The organism is Pedobacter sp. V48, from assembly GCF_000523515.1.
GTDB lineage: Bacteria > Bacteroidota > Bacteroidia > Sphingobacteriales > Sphingobacteriaceae > Pedobacter.
In genome coordinates, this window is sequence record NZ_AWRU01000034.1 from 371,949 (window position 1) to 393,770 (window position 21,822).

Annotated in this window: 19 protein-coding genes; 13 read left to right on the forward strand and 6 right to left on the reverse strand. The window is 39.0% G+C overall.

Features of this window, described 5'->3' with window-relative positions; genetic code table 11:
- Positions 1-56 precede the first annotated feature (56 nt).
- Entirely contained in the window at positions 57-2,870 is a 2,814-nt protein-coding gene (polA, locus tag N824_RS27095; protein ID WP_048908215.1) for a DNA polymerase I, read from the forward strand.
- Between the two features lie 53 nt (positions 2,871-2,923).
- Here the strand turns inward: polA and N824_RS27100 are convergent, their stop codons facing one another.
- From N824_RS27100 to N824_RS27110, 3 genes are all read right to left on the reverse strand, one after another.
- Positions 2,924-3,601, reverse strand: a complete 678-nt coding sequence (locus N824_RS27100; RefSeq protein WP_048908216.1) for a metal-dependent hydrolase — start codon at positions 3,599-3,601, stop codon at positions 2,924-2,926.
- Entirely contained in the window at positions 3,601-3,906 is a 306-nt protein-coding gene (locus tag N824_RS27105; RefSeq protein ID WP_048908217.1) for a YbaB/EbfC family nucleoid-associated protein, read from the reverse strand. Before N824_RS27105 ends, N824_RS27100 begins: the two co-directional genes overlap by 1 nt.
- A gap of 76 nt (positions 3,907-3,982) precedes the next feature.
- Positions 3,983-4,543: a M28 family metallopeptidase gene (locus N824_RS27110; RefSeq protein ID WP_235207325.1), complete on the reverse strand. Its 561-nt coding sequence runs from the start codon at positions 4,541-4,543 to the stop codon at positions 3,983-3,985.
- A 713-nt stretch (positions 4,544-5,256) separates the two neighbouring features.
- On the opposite strand from N824_RS27110, the gene N824_RS27125 reads away from it, so the two are divergent.
- The 11 genes from N824_RS27125 (at position 5,257) to N824_RS27175 (ending at position 17,225) form a co-directional block, all read left to right on the forward strand.
- Positions 5,257-6,459 (forward strand): FAD-binding oxidoreductase, encoded by a 1,203-nt coding sequence (locus N824_RS27125; protein WP_048908218.1) that lies wholly within the window; start codon positions 5,257-5,259, stop codon positions 6,457-6,459.
- Between the two features lie 347 nt (positions 6,460-6,806).
- Positions 6,807-7,511, forward strand: coding sequence for an N-acetyltransferase (locus N824_RS27130; RefSeq protein ID WP_048908219.1), 705 nt, complete (start codon positions 6,807-6,809; stop codon positions 7,509-7,511).
- 11 nt (positions 7,512-7,522) lie between these two features.
- Positions 7,523-8,716 carry an argininosuccinate synthase gene (gene argG, locus N824_RS27135; protein ID WP_048908220.1) on the forward strand — a complete coding sequence of 398 codons (1,194 nt, stop codon included), beginning with the start codon at positions 7,523-7,525 and terminating at the stop codon, positions 8,714-8,716.
- Positions 8,706-9,677 carry an N-acetyl-gamma-glutamyl-phosphate reductase gene (gene argC / locus N824_RS27140; RefSeq protein ID WP_048908221.1) on the forward strand — a complete coding sequence of 324 codons (972 nt, stop codon included), beginning with the start codon at positions 8,706-8,708 and terminating at the stop codon, positions 9,675-9,677. The genes argG and argC overlap by 11 nt, the downstream gene beginning before the upstream one ends.
- A gap of 122 nt (positions 9,678-9,799) precedes the next feature.
- Positions 9,800-10,933, forward strand: a complete 1,134-nt coding sequence (locus N824_RS27145; protein ID WP_048908377.1) for an aspartate aminotransferase family protein — start codon at positions 9,800-9,802, stop codon at positions 10,931-10,933.
- The gene (locus N824_RS27150) at positions 10,930-11,892 is read left to right on the forward strand and encodes an acetylornithine carbamoyltransferase (RefSeq protein ID WP_048908222.1); all 963 of its coding nucleotides are present in this window, start codon (positions 10,930-10,932) and stop codon (positions 11,890-11,892) included. The genes N824_RS27145 and N824_RS27150 overlap by 4 nt, the downstream gene beginning before the upstream one ends.
- A gap of 15 nt (positions 11,893-11,907) precedes the next feature.
- Positions 11,908-12,696 (forward strand): acetylglutamate kinase, encoded by a 789-nt coding sequence (gene argB, locus N824_RS27155; protein ID WP_048908223.1) that lies wholly within the window; start codon positions 11,908-11,910, stop codon positions 12,694-12,696.
- 2 nt (positions 12,697-12,698) lie between these two features.
- Entirely contained in the window at positions 12,699-13,517 is an 819-nt protein-coding gene (gene proC / locus N824_RS27160; protein WP_048908224.1) for a pyrroline-5-carboxylate reductase, read from the forward strand.
- A 6-nt stretch (positions 13,518-13,523) separates the two neighbouring features.
- The gene (locus N824_RS27165; protein ID WP_048908225.1) at positions 13,524-14,591 is read left to right on the forward strand and encodes a M20 family metallo-hydrolase; all 1,068 of its coding nucleotides are present in this window, start codon (positions 13,524-13,526) and stop codon (positions 14,589-14,591) included.
- A 28-nt stretch (positions 14,592-14,619) separates the two neighbouring features.
- Entirely contained in the window at positions 14,620-15,951 is a 1,332-nt protein-coding gene (gene argH, locus N824_RS27170; RefSeq protein WP_048908226.1) for an argininosuccinate lyase, read from the forward strand.
- Positions 15,952-15,971: 20 nt separating this feature from the next.
- Positions 15,972-17,225 carry a pyridoxal phosphate-dependent aminotransferase gene (locus N824_RS27175; RefSeq protein ID WP_048908227.1) on the forward strand — a complete coding sequence of 418 codons (1,254 nt, stop codon included), beginning with the start codon at positions 15,972-15,974 and terminating at the stop codon, positions 17,223-17,225.
- A gap of 3 nt (positions 17,226-17,228) precedes the next feature.
- Here N824_RS27175 and N824_RS27180 read toward each other — a convergent pair whose 3' ends face one another.
- Both N824_RS27180 and N824_RS27185 read right to left on the reverse strand, forming a co-directional pair.
- Positions 17,229-18,809 (reverse strand): peptide chain release factor 3, encoded by a 1,581-nt coding sequence (locus N824_RS27180; RefSeq protein WP_048908228.1) that lies wholly within the window; start codon positions 18,807-18,809, stop codon positions 17,229-17,231.
- A 117-nt stretch (positions 18,810-18,926) separates the two neighbouring features.
- Positions 18,927-20,240 (reverse strand): DUF6600 domain-containing protein, encoded by a 1,314-nt coding sequence (locus tag N824_RS27185; RefSeq protein ID WP_048908229.1) that lies wholly within the window; start codon positions 20,238-20,240, stop codon positions 18,927-18,929.
- A gap of 298 nt (positions 20,241-20,538) precedes the next feature.
- Here N824_RS27185 and N824_RS27190 point away from each other — a divergent pair, with 298 nt between their 5' ends.
- Complete coding sequence (locus tag N824_RS27190) at positions 20,539-21,252, forward strand: SAM-dependent methyltransferase (RefSeq protein ID WP_048908378.1); 714 nt, start codon at positions 20,539-20,541, stop codon at positions 21,250-21,252.
- On the opposite strand, the gene nadD is transcribed toward N824_RS27190, so the two are convergent.
- On the reverse strand, positions 21,249-21,821 hold the full coding sequence (gene nadD / locus N824_RS27195; protein ID WP_048908379.1) for a nicotinate (nicotinamide) nucleotide adenylyltransferase: 573 nt from the start codon (positions 21,819-21,821) through the stop codon (positions 21,249-21,251). The genes N824_RS27190 and nadD overlap by 4 nt on opposite strands.
- Position 21,822: the final 1 nt, after the last annotated feature.

Here is a 21,822-nt window from a genome sequence, read left to right on the forward strand (position 1 = left end):
CTTTGAGATATGTTGAAAGTAGTAACTTTCACGATCATTAAACGAATCAGATACCAATGAAAAAACTTTTCCTTCTTGATGGCATGGCGCTTATTTATCGGGCCCATTTTGCACTGAGTAAAAACCCAAGGTTTACTTCTACAGGAGTTAACACCTCGGCAGTTATGGGCTTTACAAATACTTTACTGGAAGTACTTAAAAAGGAAAAGCCAACACATATAGCGGTTGTATTTGATACCGAAGCACCCACTGAGAGACATACCGATTTTGAAGCCTATAAGGCACACAGAGAAGCAATGCCAGAGGACTTGTCGGCTGCACTTCCCTATATTTTTAAGCTGATAGAAGGGTTTAATATTCCGGTAATTACAAAGGATGGATTTGAAGCGGATGATATTATCGGAACTTTGGCAAAAGAGGCAGAGAAAGCCGGTTTTCAGGTGTATTGTATGACGCCTGATAAAGACTTTGCACAGTTGGTATCTGAAAACATATTTATCTATAAACCTGCCAGAATGGGTAATGAGATGGAGATTTTAGGCGTAAAAGAAGTATTGGCCAAGTGGGAGATTGAAAATGTTGAACAGGTAATTGATATTCTTGGTTTATGGGGCGATGCCGTTGATAATATTCCGGGAATTCCTGGGATTGGAGAAAAAACTGCGAAATTATTGATTAAACAATATGGCTCAGTAGAGAACATTATTGCAAATTCACATGAGCTGAAAGGAAAGCAGCGTGAAAACGTGGAGACTTATGCTGAACAGGGGATGATCTCTAAAAAATTAGCCACTATTATACTTGATGTTCCTGTTCCATTTGATGAAAAGGCCTTGGAGCTTGAGGAACCAAGTAGGGAGCTACTGGAGCCATTGTTTGCGGAACTGGAATTTAGAACAATTGGTAAACGTGTTTTTGGTGATGGATTTAATGTAACTGAAGGGAAGACAGGTGGATCGCAACAAATTGATCTGTTTGGTAATGTGGTGGATCAAGTTGAGATCAAAACTAAAACTACGATAGTTATTTCGGAAGTATTTGAACAAGGCGTAGCCGCTAAAACAATTGAAAATACGGAACATAATTATAAATTAATAGATACTCCGGAGTTGCGTAAGGAGCTTGTGGACTTGCTTTTAAAGCAAGAAAGCATTTCATTTGATACAGAGACAACAGGAACGGATGCCAATCTTGCAGATCTGGTAGGAATCTCGTTTAGTATAACGCCAGGGGAAGGATATTATATTCCCGTACCAGCCGAAAGAGCCGATGCTCAGGTAATTGTTGAGGAATTTAGGCCTGTTCTTGAAAGCGAAAATATAGCCAAAATAGGACAGAACATTAAATATGACATGCTTGTATTTAAATGGTATGGTGTATCTGTAAAAGGAAAGCTATTTGATACCATGCTCGCGCATTATTTGATTGATCCTGATACACGACATAACATGGATGTGCTGGCCGAAAATTATTTGAGCTATTCACCCATTTCAATAACTAAGCTTATTGGTGCCAAAGGAAAGGGGCAAGGGAATATGCGGGATGTTCCCGTTGAGCAGGTCGTAGATTATGCCGCTGAAGATGCCGATATAACCTTGCAGCTTGCCAATGTGTTTAAACCAATGCTTAAACAGCTTAATGCTGAACAGCTTGCCACTGATGTTGAAAATCCTTTGATTTATGTGCTTGCAGATATTGAAAAGGAAGGGGTTAGAATAGACATGGACACCTTGATTAACTATTCTAAAGAGCTTGAGCTAGACATTAGAAAGTTTGAACAGAACGTTTATGATAAGTGTGGTATTAAGTTTAATCTGGCCTCGCCAAAACAACTGGGAGAGGTTCTTTTCGATAAATTACAGTTAGATCCAAAAGCAAAAAAAACAAAGACAGGTCAATACCAAACCGGTGAGGATGTATTATTGGCACTTGCTCATAAAAGCGATATCGTTCAGGATATTTTAGATTTCAGACAGCTGCAAAAATTAAAGTCTACGTATGTTGATGCATTGCCGTTGTTGGTTAATCCGAGGACAGGCCGTGTTCATACTTCATATAATCAGGCTGTTGCCGCAACCGGAAGGTTAAGTTCTAATAATCCGAATCTGCAGAACATTCCAATCCGTACGGAAAGAGGTAGAGAGGTGCGCAAAGCATTTATTGCTAGAGATGCAGACCACGTGCTGCTTTCTGCAGATTATTCTCAGATAGAGCTTCGTATTATCGCTGAGATCAGTAAAGAAGAAAACATGTTGGACGCCTTTAGTAAGGGTATCGATATTCATACTGCAACAGCAGCAAAGGTATATGGTATTTCAATTGAAGAGGTTGATTCTACTCAGAGAAGGAATGCAAAAGCCGTAAACTTTGGGATTATCTATGGCCAATCTGCTTTTGGCTTGTCGCAAAATCTGGGCATTCCACGTAAAGAGGCCGCAGCCATTATTGATCAGTATTTTGAGCAATATCCGGGGATTAAAAAATACATGTCGGACACGATGAATTTTGCCCGCGAAAATGGATTTGTAGAAACCATTTTAGGCAGAAGAAGATATTTAAGAGACATCAACTCTGCCAACCAGACAGTCCGTGGTTTTGCAGAACGAAATGCAATAAATGCTCCTATACAAGGTTCTGCAGCAGATTTGATAAAGGTGGCGATGATCAATATTCATAAGGATATTCAGGATCAGAACCTTCAATCAAAAATGACCATGCAGGTGCATGATGAGTTGGTCTTTGATGTGCTTAGATCTGAAGTTGAAGCGATGAAAAAGATCATTTCACATAGGATGAAAACGGCGATTAAAACATCCGTTCCAATTGAAGTTGAAATTGGTGAGGGAGATAACTGGTTAGCGGCGCATTAATTAATGCGTATAGAAAAGCCTCGTTTTGAATTTTCATAACGAGGCTTTTTATTTTAAAGCTCAATGGTTTCGCCAATTGCCGGCAATAACAGAACTTTATTTTCTCTTTTAAATTTAGCTAAGGCTTCTTCTGTATCAATTTCTATTACAGGGAAAGTGTTGTAGTGCACGCCAATTACGGTGTCGCAATCAATATATTTTGTAGCGATAATGGCATCATCAACATCCATTGTGTAGTTGCCTCCAATTGGCAGGATTGCATAACTTAGATTATAAAGCTCGGCAAGGAGTTTCATTTCCATAGTTAGTGCAGTATCTCCGGCAAAATAAATGGTTTTATTTTCAAGTTCCAGCACGTAACCTGCCGGATTTCCGCCGCAGGTTCCGTCGGGAAGAGCCGCTGAATGAGTTGCCCATACCATTCTTAGCTTTCCGAAATCAAAGTTTTGGCTTCCAAAGTTCATTCCATGAACATTTTTGATTCCTTGTTTGCCGGCCCAATCAGCAACTTCTGCTATTGCAATAACAAGTGCATTGGTTTGGTTTGCAATTTCTATGAGATCAGCAATATGATCGCCATGGCCATGACTCACCAGGATATAATCAGCCTCTATACTTTTAATATCTATATGCTTCGCAAGTGGATTATGTGTGATAAAGGGATCGAAAAGAAACTTTTTGCCATCGGCTTCTAGCAGGAAGCAGGATTGGCCATAATACGTATATTTCATTATTGTCCAAACATTCCGCCTAATCCGCCAAACATGTCTTTGGTTGCTGCCTGCATTTCGGTAGCACTGACCTGATCGGCTTGTGTTAAGGCTTTATTTATAGCTGTTAATAGTAATTCTTCAAGTTCTTCTCTGTCGGCCTGCTTATGGAATTCTTCGCTGATCTCTACTGCAGTAATCGCTTTGTTTGCCGTTGCAGTAACACGTATTGCACCGCCTTCAACTTCTCCAAAAACAGAGATCGTATCTAGTCTTTTTTTTATTTCGTCAGCCTTCTGCTGGGCTGCCATTAATTTATCAAACATAAGTTGTTGTTTTTATTATAAAACGAAATTAAAGGAATTTGGTTTAAAGTAAAGCCAATAAAATGAAAAACATGGGCTATTTATTCATTAATGCCGCATTGAAGTCGACAAAGAGCCGAAATAAATCCTGATATTCTGTTAATGGAAGGGTTTTAGGCCGGTCGTAAATATCATGATACGCATTTATGCCTCCAGTGGTGTAAATAAAAAAGGCAGGAACATTTTTCTCAGTGAAAAAGTAGTGATCGCTATTTGCCGCCTTGCCTCTTGAATTGATCTTTTTCAGGTATTTGTTTTTATCGTTGAGTTGATTTAATAATGAAAATTCCTTTTGGTGGATTGTTGCATTTACAACGGTAATGCCTGTTTCTCCTGTTCCTACCATATCAACATTAATTAGAAATCTGATTTTTTGGAGCGCAAGCAATGAATGCTCTGTAAAGTATTTGGATCCAAGTAATCCCGCCTCTTCTCCGGCAAAGCAAATAAACGCCATTGTGTAGGGTTGTGGATTGGCGGCGTAGTATTTTGCCAGAGATAGTAAAAAAGAAATGCCACTGGCATTATCGTTGGCCCCGGGGAAATAGGTTTTGTTGCCCATACCACCTAAATGATCGTAATGAGCAGTTATAACCAATATGGAATCTTGTTTWGTAGTRCYYWTTACKAYYMYWYAGNNNRTATKGGCARYAWWAMMTWYWKGSMYRMWSGWKTNTWTCARYRWWRRTNWTGNMWGTYWWKWKGWWKRMMKYTKAYGGNRYTWWKYYYKATKWMYRKRMCRGNNTKWAAWCRMSCNTKCTCWKKWSCWRYAGACCAGGTGAGTTTATCCTTAAGTATGGCAATTACCCGCTGGTTTGTATCAGCAAAAGTAATGCTGTCTTTTTGTTTAAATTTTCCTTTGGCTATTTTCCCAATGCTTTGGGGCATTACAATAAAATCTTTACCTGGAGTAAGTTTTTTGTCATTAATGGTAACCTGCATTTTTCCAGGAAAGGTATTTACAGGAAAAGAGAATGCTTGTTTAAAATCCGTTCCGTTCATCGGGCTTAGCCCGTAAGCTTTAAAAGCAGAGCAAATCAAATCTGCCGCCTTTGCCATTCCGTTATTGGTATATCCTCTTCCCCACAAGGTTTTTGAAGTGAGCTGATTTACCAATTTACGAGCATCGCGAACATCCTGCGGAAGTGCAGGTCCTGCAATAAAAATAAAAAGAAATAATATTAAGGAATACTTTTTCATAATAATCCCAAAGGAAAATTCAATATAGGGTTAAACTTACGTAAAGTTTAAATTTTGTGAACCTAAAACACATATCAAACAAGATTGTTATAGTTTGATTAATTGAAACTTATGGATGTTCGCTCAAATGAGCCATTTTGGCTGGTAAAAAATGGAATAATGCATTCCTACMCCTCTTTAAGGAAAGATGCGCACTGTCAGGTGNTGATTGTTGGGGGGGGGATTACCGGAGCCCTAATGGCGCACGCCTGTATAGCTAAGGGTTATGAAACGATATTGGTCGATAAAAGAGAGATCGCTAACGGCAGTACTTCGGCAACTACCTCAATGCTTCAATATGAAATTGATGTGCCGCTATATAAATTAAAAGAATTGATAGGAGAGCATGGTGCTATTGCGAGCTATCTTGCTTGCAGGGATTCTATTTATAAACTGGAGAATCTGGTGAAAGAGATTGATTCATCATGCGGGTTTGAAAAAAAGGAATCTCTTTATTTTGCAGCGAAAAGTAAGGATGTTAAATGGCTAAAGCAGGAGTATGAAGCACGCAAAATGGTGGGTATTGATGTGAGCTGGCTAGATAAAAAAGAAATAAAGGGTACTTATGGCATTGTGGCCGAAGGAGCAATTCTTTCTGCCGATGGGGGTAGTGTGGATGCTTTTTGTTTGACCCACGATCTGCTGCACTATAATGCAGAGAGAGGACTAAAGGTCTTTGATAAAACGGAATTGAAAAAAGTAAAATATGAAAAGGATGCGGTAAAGGTTCAGCTAAGTACTGGAGCTGAAATATCTGCAAAACATATTATTTATTGCACAGGATATGAAACTCAAAATATGCTTTCTGATAAGATTGTGCAATTGAAAAGCACCTATGCGATGGTTAGTGAAAAGCAGGATTTACATCCTGATGTTTACGAAAAAACCTTATTTTGGAATACAGATTCTCCATATTTATATATGCGAACAACGGCTGATGGAAGATTTCTTGTTGGTGGCGAAGATGAGAATTTTAAAAATGCAATTCGAAGAGATCTGCTTTTGAGCAGAAAAAAGGAGAGATTGGAAAAAACGGTAAAAAAATATTTACCTGGTAGTTCATTTGTTGAGGACTTTTGCTGGGCTGGTACTTTTGGTGAAACCAAAGATGGTTTACCATATATAGGAATGCATCCTAAATACCCTAAAAGCTACTTTTTGCTCGGTTTTGGGGGCAATGGGATTACTTTTTCAGTAATGGGAATGGATATGATTATTGAGATAATGGAGGGGAGGCCAAATATTTTGTCTCATTTCTTCCGATTTGGACGTTAAATTAAGTGCAGATTTTCATTATAAAAATGTAAAAAAATTAAAAACGTATTGCACAACTCGATATTTATTTAAACCTTTGCGCCTCAACTCATTCAAAGAATTATTATACACAGAAAATGATTAAGCACGCGACCCATAAACTTTCTATTGTAGAAGCAAAAAATATTGCTTCCAGAAGTTTGTTTATTGAACGTTTGCGACCCGTTTTTTTTGTAACCACTAACCGGCAAAATTATACGCCGCGGATTTGAGTAAATCTCTGCGTAATGTCTCTACGCATTTCCACAGAGGATTGCCTCTCAAAAAACAATTAATCAGAACATTTATTTTTTTTCGTTATCATATTAATGAATATAAACGATTTTATAGTGCAAGTTGCACTTCCTGAACATCGTGTCTTTGCAGAAGAAATTTGCGAAGAAATGGCAGAATCGGCAAAAGCTCGAGGTACAGGTATCGCTAAACGCTCTCCGGAGTATGTAGCAAATAAAATTTTAGACGGGAAGTCTGTAATTGCTTTCCATAAGGATGGCTCATGGGCTGGGTTTTGCTATATAGAAACCTGGACACATGGACAATTTGTAGCCAATTCAGGTTTAATAGTTAGTCCCAAATACAGAAAAGCAGGACTTGCTCATGCTATTAAAGAAAAGATTTTTGCACTTTCAAGACAAAAATATCCTAAAGCCAAGATTTTTGGTTTAACTACAGGATTGGCAGTAATGAAAATCAATTCGGATCTTGGTTATGAGCCTGTAACTTATTCAGAGCTTACTCAGGATGAAGAATTTTGGAAAGGCTGTCAAAGTTGTGTGAACTTCGAAATTCTAAAGATGAAGGAACGCAAAAATTGCATGTGTACTGCAATGCTGTATGATCCTGTGGAACAAAAACATGATGTTGCCAAGAAATTCGCAGAGGAATTGCACAAAAAGCCTAAGCTTTACGAGCGTTTTATGCGTATTAAACAACGATTGGTGCTTAGTTCAAAACCCGAGAATAAAGGAGGTTTAAAATCTCTGTTTTTAATGTTTACCGTTTTATTTAAATAGCTGTTATAAAGATGAAGAAGAAAGTTGTTTTAGCGTTTAGCGGAGGTTTGGATACCTCATTTTGCTGTATTTATTTAGCCCAGGATCGCGGATTAGAAGTGCATTCTGTTATTGTAAATACTGGTGGTTTTTCTGATGAAGAATTAGAGGAAATAGAAAAACGTGCTTATGCTTTAGGTGTAGCTTCTCATGCTGTGGTTGATGAAACGACAAACTATTATGACAGCTGTATTAAATATTTGGTTTTTGGGAACGTATTGAAGAATGCAACTTATCCACTATCAGTAAGTGCAGAACGTGTGAGTCAGGCTACCGCAATTGCAAATTATGTTAAGAAAATAGGTGCTGATTACGTTGCTCATGGAAGTACAGGTGCAGGTAACGATCAGGTACGTTTTGATATGATCTTTAATATCATTATTCCAAATGTAGAGATCATCACTCCAATCAGAGATTTAAAACTATCACGCGAAGCAGAAATAGAGTACTTAAGCAATCACGGTGTTCATTATAGCGCTGAAAAAGCGAGATATTCTATCAATAAAGGTTTATGGGGAACTTCTGTAGGAGGAAAAGAAACTTTAACTTCTAATGAGACATTGCCGGAAGAAGCATGGCCAACTCAAGTTTCCGTAACTACACCTCGCAAGTTAACTTTAACTTTTACTAAAGGTGAACTGGTAGCTATTGATGGCGAAACTTTTGAGCCGGTTAGGGCAATTCAGAAATTACAGGCAATAGCCCAGCCTTATGGTATTGGCAGAGATATCCATGTGGGTGATACAATTATAGGGATTAAAGGACGTGTAGGTTTTGAGGCTGCGGCTCCAATGGTGATTATTAAAGCTCACCACACGCTGGAAAAACATACTTTAACAAAATGGCAGCTTTCATGGAAAGAGCAATTATCGTCTTTCTATGGTAACTGGTTACATGAAGGTCAATTCCATGACCCTATTATGCGAAACATTGAGGCTTTTTTAACTGATACACAGAAAACAGTTAGCGGAAATGTATTTGTTGAATTGTTGCCTTATCGTTTCAATATTATCGGAATTGAATCAGAACACGATTTGATGAGCAATAAATTCGGTAGTTATGGAGAAATGAACAACGCATGGAGTGGCGAAGATGTTAAAGGTTTCTCAAAGATTTTTGGTAACCAGGTAATGATATGGCATAAAGTAAACAGTCATGAAGATTAGAGCAGGTATAGTTGGGGGTGCAGGATATACAGGTGGCGAGATGCTTCGTATTCTTGTGAATCATCCAATTGTTGAGATTGTATTTGTAAATAGTAACAGTAATGCCGGAAATCTTATCTCAGATGTGCATACGGATTTATTTGGCGATACTGACTTGCGTTTTACAGATGAATTATCGTCGGATATCGATGTTTTGTTTCTTTGTGTAGGACATGGTGATGCGAAGAAATTTTTAGCTGCAAACGTTATTGATAGCAGCATTAAGATAATTGACTTGAGTCAGGATTTCAGATTAAAAGTCAATGCGGGAAATAAATGGGTATATGGCTTGCCGGAATTAAATCGTGAAGCTATACAGAAGGCGAGCTATATTGCAAATCCGGGTTGTTTTGCAACTTGTATTCAACTGGGACTATTGCCTTTGGCATCAAAAGGTTTGTTGAAAAGCGAAGTACATATCAACGCAACAACAGGATCAACCGGAGCCGGGCAAAGCTTGGCTTCAACCTCTCATTTTAGCTGGCGCAATAACAACCTATCAGTATACAAAGCTTTTGAACATCAGCATCTTAATGAGATAGGCGAAAGTTTAAAGCAACTTGAGCCGGGCTTTAATGAAGATTTAAATTTTATTCCGCAACGCGGTGATTTTACAAGAGGTATTTTGGCAGCAATGTATCTTGAAAGTGATTTGACAGCAGAGGAGGCACAGCGCATCTATGAAGATTTTTATGCGTCACATCCTTTTACTCATGTAAGTAAAAGAAATATTGATTTAAAACAGGTGGTAAATACAAATAAAGGATTAGTACATGTAGAAAAACATGGTAATAAACTCTTTATTGTAAGTATAATAGATAATTTGTTAAAAGGAGCAAGTGGGCAGGCGGTGCAAAATATGAATTTGATATTTGGATTAGAAGAAGGTACAGGACTCCGGCTAAAAGCGGCTGCATTTTAATTTGTTGTTTCGTCATCCTGAATTTATTTCAGGATCCCGGATTTCCATTTAACCATTTAACTCATGCTACCTCGAGGTCCTGAAATAAATTCAGGATGACTAGGAGCAAAAAATCTAAAAAAATGAACTTATTCGACGTATATCCATTAAATAATATAGAAATAGTAAAAGCAAAAGGCAGTACCGTTTGGGATGCTGAAGGACAAGAATATCTGGACCTTTATGGCGGACATGCTGTTATTTCAATTGGTCATACCCATCCCCACTATGTGCAACGTTTAACTGACCAGCTTAATAAGGTTGGTTTCTACTCTAATTCTGTTAAGATTCCTTTACAAGTGCAGTTAGCTGACCAATTAGGAAAGGTTTCCGGAAAAACAGACTATCAATTGTTTTTGTGTAATTCTGGGGCAGAGGCTAATGAAAATGCTTTAAAATTAGCTTCTTTTTACAATGGCAGAAAGAAAATAATTGCCTTTAAAGGCGCATTTCATGGCAGAACATCTTTAGCTGTTTCGGCTACTGATAACCCTAAAATTATTGCTCCTGTAAATGAAACTGATAATATTGTCTTTCTTCCTCATAATGATGAAGCTGCCCTGGAACAGGCATTTGCTGAATTTGGAAATGATATTGCAGCTGTAATTATTGAAGGGATTCAAGGTGTTGGAGGTATAAAAGAAGCCTCGATAAGCTTTTTACAAAAGATCCGTTCCCTTTGTGATCAGTATAATTCGGTTTACATAGCTGATAGTGTTCAGTGTGGCTACGGCAGAACAGGGATGTTCTATTCTCATGATTATGCCGGTGTGAACGCTGATGTTTACACGATGGCAAAAGGAATGGGCAACGGTTTCCCGGTAGCCGGAATTTCTATTGCACCAAAATTTAAGCCTTGGCATGGTATGTTGGGGACTACTTTTGGAGGTAATCATCTTGCTTGCGCAGCTGCTTTGGCTGTTCTTGAGATCATTGAACAAGATGATTTATTGAAAAATGCGGAAACAATAGGAAGCTACCTGATTGGGGAATTACAGAAGATTGAAGAAGTAAAAGAGGTACGTGGACGTGGTTTAATGATAGGCATCGACCTTCCTGAAAGCCTTTCGCACGTTAAAAAAGAGCTTTTATTTAAACATAAAATATTTACAGGTGAAGCCAAGCCTAATGTAATTAGACTTTTGCCTGCATTAAATTTAACTAAAGATCAAGCAGATCAATTTTTGAAAGAATTTAAAATTGCTTTAAAAGGATGAACCAATTCACCTCAGTAAATGATGTACAAGACATCGGCCAATTGGTTAAAGACGCATTGGCTCTAAAGGAAAACCCTTATTCGCATCAGGATTTAGGAAAGAATAAGACCCTTGGTCTGGTTTTTCTAAACCCAAGTTTGCGCACGCGTTTGAGTACTCAAAAGGCTGCACTAAACCTTGGCATGAATGTGATGGTGATGAATATGGATAAGGAAGGCTGGGCATTAGAAACACAAGATGGTGTGGTAATGAACGGAACTACTGTCGAACACATTCGTGAGGCAGCGGCTGTAATGGGGCAATATTGCGACATTTTAGGCTTGCGTTCTTTCCCTAAGCTGATAAACAGAGATGAAGATTATAATGAAGACTTTTTTAATAAGTTCATTAAATATTGTAATGTTCCTGTAGTCAGTTTAGAAAGCGCTACCCGCCACCCTTTACAAAGTCTGGCTGATCTTGTTACAATTAAAGAAACCTGGAGTGGTGCAGCTAAACCAAAAGTGGTATTAGCATGGGCGCCTCATATTAAGGCTTTACCTCAGGCCGTTCCTAACTCATTTGCAGAATGGATGTGTAAGGCTCAAGCGGATGGAATGCTTGATTTTACCATTGCCCAGCCAGAAGGTTATGAACTAAGTGAAGATTTTACCCCTGGTGCAACCATTACGCATAATTTAGATGAAGCATTAAAAGGAGCGGACTATATTTATGTTAAAAACTGGTCTAGCTTTAAGGAGTACGGGAAAGTACTCGCCTATCCGGAAGGATGGATGCTAAATAATGAAAAACTAGCAGGCACAAATAATGCAAAAGTAATGCACTGCCTGCCTGTTCGTAGAGACCTTGAATTGTCTTCTGAGATATTGGATGGGCCTAATTCATTGGTTATCCATGAAGCAGGAAATCGTTTATGGGCAGCACAGGCAGTATTGAAACAAATGTTAGAAAAATTATAGTAATCAGGTAATCGTATGAAGAAACTCAGTGTAATTAAAATCGGCGGGAATGTTATTGATAATTCAGAGAAACTACATCAGTTTTTGCTTGATTTTACAGCGCTTCCCGGAGATAAGATTTTAATTCACGGCGGCGGTAAAATTGCAACCGAACTGGGGGTTTCATTAGGGGTAGAAGCCAAAATGGTAGAAGGAAGGCGTATAACTGATATAGAAACGCTTCGGATCGTTACCATGGTTTATGCCGGACTGATTAATAAGAATATGGTTGCCCAGTTACAGGCCAAAGGCAGTAATGCTATTGGTTTAACAGGTGCAGACGGAAACATAATAAAAGCGCTTAAAAGACCTGTAAAGGAAATTGATTATGGCTTTGTTGGGGATCTTGATGAGACTTCGGTTTCTTCAGATACTTTAGACAGTCTGTTAAAGGCCGGCCTTGTCCCGGTATTGTGTGCGATAACCCATGATGGCGCTTCGCAATTGCTAAATACTAATGCCGATACGATCGCATCTGCGGTTGCTGTTGCGATGTCGTCGCTTTATGACACCTCTTTAATTTACTGCTTCGAAAAGCGTGGAGTAATGAGGGATATTGATGATGACCAGTCTTTAGTGCCAGTGATTAGGATGGGTGAATTTGAAACCCTGAAAAATGAAGGCGTAGTATCGGGCGGAATGATCCCTAAATTACATAATGCTTTTGAAGCTATAAAAAGTGGAGTTAATGCAGTATATATTGGCAAAGCAGATGAATTGCCACAAATAGATCAACAGAATTTTGGAACCCGATTAATCAGATAATTATGAACCAGTTTAAAGGCAGTATTGCCATTTTAGGAAGCGGAAATATTGGTGTCTCTTTAGCCAAAGGGCTAGTTAAGGCGAGTTATGCAGAGCCCGGTCAGATTACTTTAACAAGGCGCAATGTTTCTAATTTAACTGCATTTTCTGATCAGGGATTTATGGTTAGCGGCGAAAATGCTGCCGTAGTTGCTGCGGCTGATATTGTTGTTCTAGCGGTTTTGCCTCAGCAATTAAATCACTTATTAGAACAAATACGTCCCGCGGTTGACCCTAAGAAACAGGTTTTTATTTCGGTTGCTTCAGGTGTAAGCTGTGTTGATATCAGAAATAAACTGGGAGATTCGGTACAGGTTGTTAGGGCAATGCCAAATACAGCCATCGCAATAGGTCAGTCGATGACTTGTGTAGCCACAGATAATGCGTCAAAAGAGAACGTAGATGAGGTGGTTAGAATGTTTGAAACTGTTGGGGCTGTTGTTAAAATTAACGAGGACCTAATGACTTCTGCCACGGCATTATGTGCTTGTGGAATTGCCTTTTTCTTGCGTGCAATAAGAGCAGCTTCACAGGGTGGAGTAGAAATTGGCTTCCATGCAGATGAAGCATTAAAAATGGCTGTTCAAACGGCAAAAGGTGCTGCAGATCTGCTATTGCAAATGCAGTCGCATCCTGAACAGGAAATCGATAAAGTTACTTCCCCTAAAGGCTGTACAATAGCAGGGTTAAACGAGATGGAACATAATGGCTTCAGCTCATCTTTAATTAAAGGTATTAAGTTATCGGCAATCAAAGCCGGGGCTTTATACACTAAAGAATAATTACTTATGATAGAACAACTGCAAAAAGATAGTTTAGAATTGTTAAAAGAACTAATAGGCATTCAGTCTTTTAGTAAAGAAGAAGATAAGACGGCTGATGCGATTGAACAGTTTTTGCAGCAACGTGATATAAAAACTTACCGGAAGCTTAATAACATCTGGGCTTACAATAAACACTTTGATACAAACAAGCCGACGGTACTTTTAAATTCTCATCATGATACGGTAAAGCCAAATTCAGGTTATACGCGCGATCCTTACGACGCAGCAGTTGAAGATGGTAAATTGTACGGACTGGGAAGTAATGATGCGGGAGGATGTCTGGTTTCGCTTATCGCAACATTTCTCTACTTCTATAATCAGGAAGAATTGAGCTATAACATTTGTTTGGCAACAACCGCTGAGGAAGAAATTTCAGGTAACAACGGTTTGGAATGTGTACTTCCTGATTTGGGCGAACTGGAATTCGCGATAGTAGGAGAGCCTACGCAAATGAATCTTGCAATTGCTGAACGTGGTTTGCTGGTGTTAGACTGCATTTCAACGGGAAAAGCAGGACATGCTGCCCGTGAAGAAGGGGACAATGCAATTTATAAAGCCCTTAAAGATATTGAGTGGTTCAGAAATTATCGCTTTTCTAAAATCTCCGAGGTATTTGGTCCTTTAAAAATGTCGGTTACAATTATCAATGCCGGCTCTCAGCATAATGTTGTTCCGGCTACATGTACTTTTACTGTAGATGTGCGCGTAACAGATGCGTATACCAATGAAGAGGTGTTAAAAATTATCCGTACCAATGTGGATTGTGAAGTAACTCCAAGATCTATAAGATTAAAACCATCATCAATAGATAAAGAACATCCGTTGGTTCAGTCGGGCATTGCACTTGGAAGAACAACTTATGGATCTCCAACAACTTCCGATCAGGCTTTGTTGAGTATCCCCTCTGTAAAGGTTGGTCCTGGCGATTCGGCACGTTCTCATATGGCTGATGAATACGTTTATGTTAACGAGATTGCCGAAGGGATTGAACTTTATATTGACATGCTTAAGCCGGTAATAAAAGGCAAATAAATATTTTTGGTATCTATAATAGATTATAATGAAGATCTGGCAAAAAAACGTAAACGTAAATAAAGATATTGAAACCTTTACCGTCGGTAAAGACAGGGAATTGGATTTGCAAATGGCTGCTTTTGATGTGCTTGGTTCCCTTGCACATGTTGAAATGCTTGAAAGTATAGGGTTACTTACTGCAGATGAGCTTAAGGCAATTCAAAAAGAACTTAAAAATATCTATGCCGATATTGAAGCTGGTAAATTTACGATTGATGATACAGTGGAAGATGTGCATTCTCAGGTAGAATGGCTGCTTACCCAACGAATTGGAGATGCAGGTAAAAAGATCCATAGTGGCAGATCTCGTAATGACCAAGTCTTAGTTGATCTTAAACTTTTCTTTAGAAGCTGTATCGAAGAAATGGTTGGCAACACTTCCGTTTTATTTGGCCAGCTACTTGAATTAAGCAACACGCATAAAGATAAACTTTTACCGGGCTATACACACTTGCAGATAGCAATGCCATCTTCTTTTGGATTATGGTTTGGCGCATATGCTGAAAGCTTGGTTGATGATATGGAATTAATGCTTGCGGCATGGAAGATCTGCAACAAAAACCCTTTAGGGTCTGCAGCAGGATATGGTTCTTCTTTCCCATTAAACAGAACAATGACTACTGAATTATTAGGCTTCGAAAGGCTAAATTATAATGTGGTGTACGCTCAAATGGGTAGAGGGAAAACAGAGCGCATTCTGGCACAGGCCATGTCATCTGTAGCAGCATCATTAGCTAAAATGGCTATGGATGTTTGCTTATTTATTAACCAGAACTTTGGTTTCATTAGCTTCCCTGATGAACTAACCACTGGATCTAGCATCATGCCGCATAAGAAAAATCCTGATGTGTTTGAGTTGATTCGCTCTCGCTGCAATAAGATACAGGCTTTGCCAAACGAAATTGCTATGATGATCACTAATCTTCCTTCGGGATATCACAGAGATCTTCAATTATTAAAAGAAAATCTATTTCCTGCGATCACCTCATTAAACGAGTGTTTGGAGATGACCACTTTCATGTTGCAAAACATCACTGTTAAAGACAATATATTGGCTGATAAAAAGTATGCATACTTGTTTAGTGTAGAAGTGGTAAATGAACTTGCATTAAAAGGGACTCCTTTCAGAGAGGCCTATAAAATCGTAGGTGAGTCAATAGAGAACGGAACATTTACACCTGGCACTGAAATACACCATACACATGAGGGAAGCATTGGCAACCTATGTAATAGTGATATTGAAGATATGATGGACGAGATCCTGTCTCAGTTTAAATTTGAAAAAACCAAAGAAGCAATTCAGCAATTGCTATCTTAACCATAAATAAAGCATAAGAAATGAATGTATCAGTATTAGCAAACACCCTTATAGGCTCTGAAATCATTAAAATTGGTAACGAGGTTAATGATATGAAGCGAAAAGGAGCGCAGATTGCAAACCTGACCATTGGAGACTTTGATCCGTCGATTTTTCCAATCCCTGCTGAACTTAAAGATGAGATTATCGATGCTTACCATCATAATCATACCAATTATCCACCTGCTGATGGCATTTTGCCACTTCGGGAAACGGTAGTTGATATTTTAAAGGACAGGTATTCATTGGACTATGCGGTATCGGATATTTTAATTGCAGGAGGTTCCAGGCCATTGATCTACGCCACTTACCTGGCTTTAATTGATCCTGGCGATAAGGTGATTTATCCTGCACCATCATGGAATAATAATCATTATTGTCACCTTTCATCTGCAAAAGGTATAGCGGTAGTAACTACAGTAGAGAATAACTTTATGCCCACCGCCGATCAATTAAGGCCACATTTAAAGGGAGCAACGTTACTTGCGCTTTGTTCTCCACTAAATCCTACCGGTACAATGTTTACGCAGGAGCAGCTTGAAGAGATCTGTGAGGTGGTAATTCAAGAAAACAAATCAAGAGGAGCAGAAGAAAAGCCCCTATATGTCTTATACGACCAGATCTACTCTTTACTAACCTTTGGTCGCGCACATGTTAATCCGGTAAGTTTACGCCCGGAACTAAAAGAATATGTAATCTATATAGATGGAATTTCTAAATGTCTTTCTGCTACGGGTGTCAGGGTCGGATGGGCCTTTGGTCCGGAAGTCATTATCAGTAAAATGAAGGCATTGCTTGGTCATATTGGTGCGTGGGCACCTAAGGCAGAGCAGGTAGCGGTAGCTAAGTACTTTAAAAACAAGAATCTTGTTGATCGTTTCCTGGGCTCGTTTAAAAAGCAAGTTCAAATCAGTCTGGATGAGCTTCACAATGGCTTTCAGCAATTAAAATCAGAAGGTTTTAATGTAGATTCTGTAATCCCTATGGGGGCTATTTATTTGACGCTGAAAATCGATTATATAGGTAAAACAACACCATCGGGAGATTTGATTAAAAACAGTGCAGACGTAAATTTCTACTTAATTAAAGAAGCTCAGGCGGCGCTGGTTCCTTTTTCAGCATTTGGAAACGACGAATCAATGGCCTGGTTCAGAGCTTCTGTGGGTGGATGCTCTTTGCAGGATATTAAAGATATGTTGCCGAGAATTAAAGCCGCGCTAGGAAAGTTAAAATAAAAGCTATTTAAATTCCGAAGTTTTATGAAATTCGATGTCCGGATAATCCCTCATGGTCATATTGATCATGAATTCATTATCTGCAAGGAAAACAGGGTTGCCATCTTTATCTTGGCCAATATGCTGTTGCTTACGTTTTAGGAATTCCTCTAATTTCTTCTTGTCTTTAGATGTTACCCAGTTTGATCTGCCATAGCTTAAGGTTCTGAAATATGCTTTAGCACCATATTCATGCTCAAGTCTGAAAGCAATAACTTCAAATTGAAGTTCTCCAACAGCGCCTATTATTTTTCTATTACCAGGTTGTTGTATAAATAGCTGAGCAACGCCTTCTTCGGTAAGCTGTTGTATGCCTTTTTCCAGCTGTTTAGTGCGCAGAGGGTCTCGGTTCTCTACTTCCTTAAATATTTCAGGAGAGAAGCTGGGAATGCCCTTAAATTGCAATTGTTCTCCTTCTGTAAGGGTGTCGCCAATTTTGAAATTACCACTATCATATAAACCGACAACATCACCCGGCCATGCCTCTTCTACGATGCTCTTTTCATTGGCCATAAAGTCCATTGGGTTAGAGAATTTTAGCTTTTTACCTTGTCTGGTATGGAAGTAAAATTTATTACGCTCAAATTTTCCTGAACATATTCTTAAAAAGGCAATACGGTCACGGTGTTTAGGGTCTAAGTTAGCGTGGATCTTAAAAACAAAGCCTGAAAAGTTCTTTTCACTAACCAGAACTTCACGCTGTTCAGCTTCGCGGCTTCTAGGGCTTGGGGCAATCTGAACAAAAGTGTCTAAAAGCTCTTTTATCCCAAAATTGTTAATCGCACTTCCAAAAAATACAGGAGCAAGCAATCCTTCAGTGTACATGCTTTTGTCAAGCTTACCATAAACGCCATCTACCAATTCTAAGTCGTCTTTTAAGCCATCAAGTTCTTTTGGCTTTAAAAACTTACCCAGGTTTTCATCGTTCAGGTCGCTTACTTCAATAACAGGCTCGCTAATCTTAGTCTTATCTGGTTCAAATAGATTCAGGTGATTATTGTAAATACTATAAACCCCTTTAAAAGTATGTCCTTGCCCAATAGGCCAGGAAAGAGGGCACAAGCTGATGTTAAGTTTATTCTCAATTTCATCAAGCAGATCAAATGCATCCTTACCCTCACGATCCATCTTATTAATAAAGATGATCACAGGGGTATTACGCATCCGGCACACAGCCATTAACTTTTCAGTTTGCTCTTCAACACCCTTTACACAGTCAACTACCAGAATAACACTGTCAACTGCCGATAGGGTACGGTAAGTATCCTCCGCAAAGTCTTTGTGACCAGGGGTATCTAATATATTGATGCGCTTGTTGCTATACTCAAATCCCATTACAGAAGTAGCCACGGATATTCCACGTTGCTTTTCTATTTCCATGAAATCGGAGGTATTGCTTTGATTTGCTTTATTCCGTTTAACTGCCCCGGCAGTATTTATAGCCCCTCCAAAAAGTAAAAATTTTTCTGTTAATGTAGTTTTACCTGCATCGGGGTGACTGATAATGGCAAATGTTTTTCGTTTTTCTATTTCCGGGTTAATCATAAAGAGTTTAAGCGTGTTGTGCTTGATAAAAGGCTGCAAAGATAAGGAAAAAAAAGTGTGGAATGTGTAAAAGGAAAAGCCGGCACATTTATGCCGGCTTTTCTTTATAAAATTTATCTAGCCTCTTCCGCTTCTGGATGATCTCGAAGAGGAGTTATTTTCTCTTCCGCCGCCGCCATTTCCTCGGCTTTCAGATCCTCTGGAAGGCCTGCTTTGCTCAACCCTTTCAGATCTTTGAGGTTGAGGTCTGGCTTGTTCTTGCCTAGGTTGTTCTTGTCTAGGCTGAGGTCTTTCTTGCCTAGGTTGTTGAACCGGCTCTTGTCTGGGCTGAGTCTGTCTAGGTTGCGCTTCTTGTCTAGGTTGCGACTGAATCCTTTCTTGTCTTGGCTGTTGAACCGGCTCCTGTCTTTGTTGCTGAGGTTGAGCTTCCTGTCTCGGTTGAGCCTGATTCTCTCTTGTAGAACGAGCAGGTCTTTGAGAAGGAGAAGTGTTTCCTTGCTGTACTCTTTCAGGACGGCTGTTTACTCTTGTGCCCTCATTTGTTCTGTTGTCAGTTGGTTGGCTACCATCTCTTGATACCCTACCATTAGTTACTCTTCCATCAGCATTACTTCTATCATTGCTGCTGCGGTCAGTTCTAGGACTTGCATACCCTTCGCCACGAACCGGATTTCTTGGAGCTACATTTCCGGCATTAGTTTCTCTGCTACTTCTGCCATTTGGTCTGTAGATTTCAACTTTGTTTCCGCTAATACTACTTCTGCCGGGTCTGCTGCTTCTATCTATGTTATAAACAGGAACTGCCTGTCTGGTCGAGCGTCTGATGTCGTCTGCCCTTGGGCCAGTATAATAATTACGGCTGTTTCTTGAATAAACATTATTGATGATAGTTGTATTGTGAATGATAGTTACGTTTCTACGCGAATAGTAACGCGGGAAATTGCTATAATAGATATTTCTTTGAGGAACAAATACCCACCAAAGATCCGGAATATTGATGTTGACATTAATATTCATACCAGGACCCATTGGGGCCCATCCATAATAGCCGCCACCGCTTCTCCAACTTACCCATGCCGGACCCCATACAGTATCAGGAATCCATACCCATTGGCTATAACGGTTATAAACCCATCTTCCATAATGAAAAGGAGCCCATCCCCAGTCGTAATCAGAAACCCATGTGTTACCATATTCTGTCATAGCCCATCGGCCATTTGAATAATATGGTCTGAAGTCTTCTTGTTCTACATCTGGTCGCCAAACATAGCCATATTGAGAATCCTGAATCCAAGTGCCATAAGGCGATAATTCGTCATAAAAAGATTGCAAGGAGATATCCTCGTCTTGTGCCATAACCCGCTGTGCGGTCCCGGTTAAGAGGAGCATAAGCCCCAGCACAATAGCCGGTAATTTGATGATGTTTTTCATAGTGTGTGTGTTTAAATTTACCTAACGATCTTTATCTATCAATTTGAGTTCCAAATAATCTAAAAAGTTTAATCTGTTTAAGAAATATTACATTACGATTATGAGGTATGACGTAATTTTATTGGTTTAAGTATTATTTAGGCCAATGTATAATCGGTTTGCCTTTTAAACAAATTACGAAAAATAATTTGCAAGCGGTTATATTTAGATAGAAGATTACCCTTTGCTTATAATATTTACTTCATCAAATGCGCTTTCCAGCAAATTATTTTCTTCTTTTGTAAGCAAAACAAAATCTATGACAAAAGGCACCTTATTTCTTATTCCAGTACCTCTGGCAGAAAACGCAGCCCATAAATCTTTTACAAGCTTTCTTGGAGATACCATCAATTCCATAAATACCTACATTGTTGAAAATGAGAAAACAGCGCGTAAGTTTTTGAAGGAAGCAGGAATAAAAGTACCTCAGAGTGATCTTGTAATTCATGATTATGGTAAACATAAGCGCAACGACTCCTTTGTTCCATATTTTAAGGAACTAATGACAGGAAAAGACGTTGGTTTAATGAGCGAAGCCGGGTGTCCGGGAGTTGCAGATCCGGGAGCTGATATTGTTGCAGAAGCACATAAAAGAGGCATTAAAGTAGTTCCTCTTGTTGGTCCAAGTTCTATTTTACTGGCATTAATAGCCTCTGGGTTTAACGGACAAAGTTTTACTTTTCATGGCTATTTACCGATTGATAAAGTAGAAAGGGGAAAGAAAATTAAGGAACTGGAGCAATTGGCAGATAAAAATAAACAGACCCAAATTTTTATAGAGACGCCCTTTAGGAACAATCATTTATTTGAGGATGTGTTAAAGAGTTGCCAACCTCAAACCTTACTTAGTATTGCCAGCAACATTACGTCGGATGAAGAATACATTAAGACAATGCCAATTGCATTGTGGAGGAAAGAACGAATAGATTTACATAAAAAGCCGACAATCTTTTTGCTGTACCGTCAGGTTTAGCGGTACATATTTTTGCTTTCTATAAAAGCAAGAACATTGTCGGGGGCAAAATACTGAACATTTTTGCCCTCTTTAATCCCTTTGCGAATAAAAGTAGATGAAATATCCATCTGTGGAGTTTCGGTAATAATAATTGAAGGATGATTTTCCCATTCGCCAATATCTATACCTGGTCTTGGATATACATATATCTGATAATTCTTTAAAAGAATCTCGTAATTTTTCCATTTTTTAAGGGAAACCAAATTATCTGCTCCCATTATTAATACAAATTCTTTCCCAGGATATTTTTCTTGTAGATAAGCCAACGTATCAATGGTATAAGAAGGCTGTGGAAGACCGAATTCGATGTCGCTAACCCTAATTTTTTCTGAGTTTTCGATTGCTAGCTTGGCCATCTCCAATCGGTCGTACATATTTGTCAGACCGTTTTTATTCTTCAGTGGGCTATGAGGCGAAACTACTAACCAAACTTCCTTTAGCCCGGTAAAACTTGCCATATAATTGGCAATTACCAGATGTCCGGTATGTATGGGGTTAAAAGAACCAAAGAATAACCCTGTTTTCATC

Coding starts and splice junctions, on each gene's coding strand:
- polA (WP_048908215.1), top strand. CDS start 57: ATGAAAAAACTTTTCCTTCTTGATGGCATGGCGCTTATTTATCGGGCC.
- N824_RS27100 (WP_048908216.1), bottom strand. CDS start 3,601: ATGAAATATACGTATTATGGCCAATCCTGCTTCCTGCTAGAAGCCGAT.
- N824_RS27105 (WP_048908217.1), bottom strand. CDS start 3,906: ATGTTTGATAAATTAATGGCAGCCCAGCAGAAGGCTGACGAAATAAAA.
- N824_RS27130 (WP_048908219.1), top strand. CDS start 6,807: ATGAATATAAACGATTTTATAGTGCAAGTTGCACTTCCTGAACATCGT.
- argG (WP_048908220.1), top strand. CDS start 7,523: ATGAAGAAGAAAGTTGTTTTAGCGTTTAGCGGAGGTTTGGATACCTCA.
- argC (WP_048908221.1), top strand. CDS start 8,706: ATGAAGATTAGAGCAGGTATAGTTGGGGGTGCAGGATATACAGGTGGC.
- N824_RS27145 (WP_048908377.1), top strand. CDS start 9,800: ATGAACTTATTCGACGTATATCCATTAAATAATATAGAAATAGTAAAA.
- N824_RS27150 (WP_048908222.1), top strand. CDS start 10,930: ATGAACCAATTCACCTCAGTAAATGATGTACAAGACATCGGCCAATTG.
- argB (WP_048908223.1), top strand. CDS start 11,908: ATGAAGAAACTCAGTGTAATTAAAATCGGCGGGAATGTTATTGATAAT.
- proC (WP_048908224.1), top strand. CDS start 12,699: ATGAACCAGTTTAAAGGCAGTATTGCCATTTTAGGAAGCGGAAATATT.
- N824_RS27165 (WP_048908225.1), top strand. CDS start 13,524: ATGATAGAACAACTGCAAAAAGATAGTTTAGAATTGTTAAAAGAACTA.
- argH (WP_048908226.1), top strand. CDS start 14,620: ATGAAGATCTGGCAAAAAAACGTAAACGTAAATAAAGATATTGAAACC.
- N824_RS27175 (WP_048908227.1), top strand. CDS start 15,972: ATGAATGTATCAGTATTAGCAAACACCCTTATAGGCTCTGAAATCATT.
- N824_RS27180 (WP_048908228.1), bottom strand. CDS start 18,809: ATGATTAACCCGGAAATAGAAAAACGAAAAACATTTGCCATTATCAGT.
- N824_RS27185 (WP_048908229.1), bottom strand. CDS start 20,240: ATGAAAAACATCATCAAATTACCGGCTATTGTGCTGGGGCTTATGCTC.
- N824_RS27190 (WP_048908378.1), top strand. CDS start 20,539: ATGACAAAAGGCACCTTATTTCTTATTCCAGTACCTCTGGCAGAAAAC.
- nadD (WP_048908379.1), bottom strand. CDS start 21,821: ATGAAAACAGGGTTATTCTTTGGTTCTTTTAACCCCATACATACCGGA.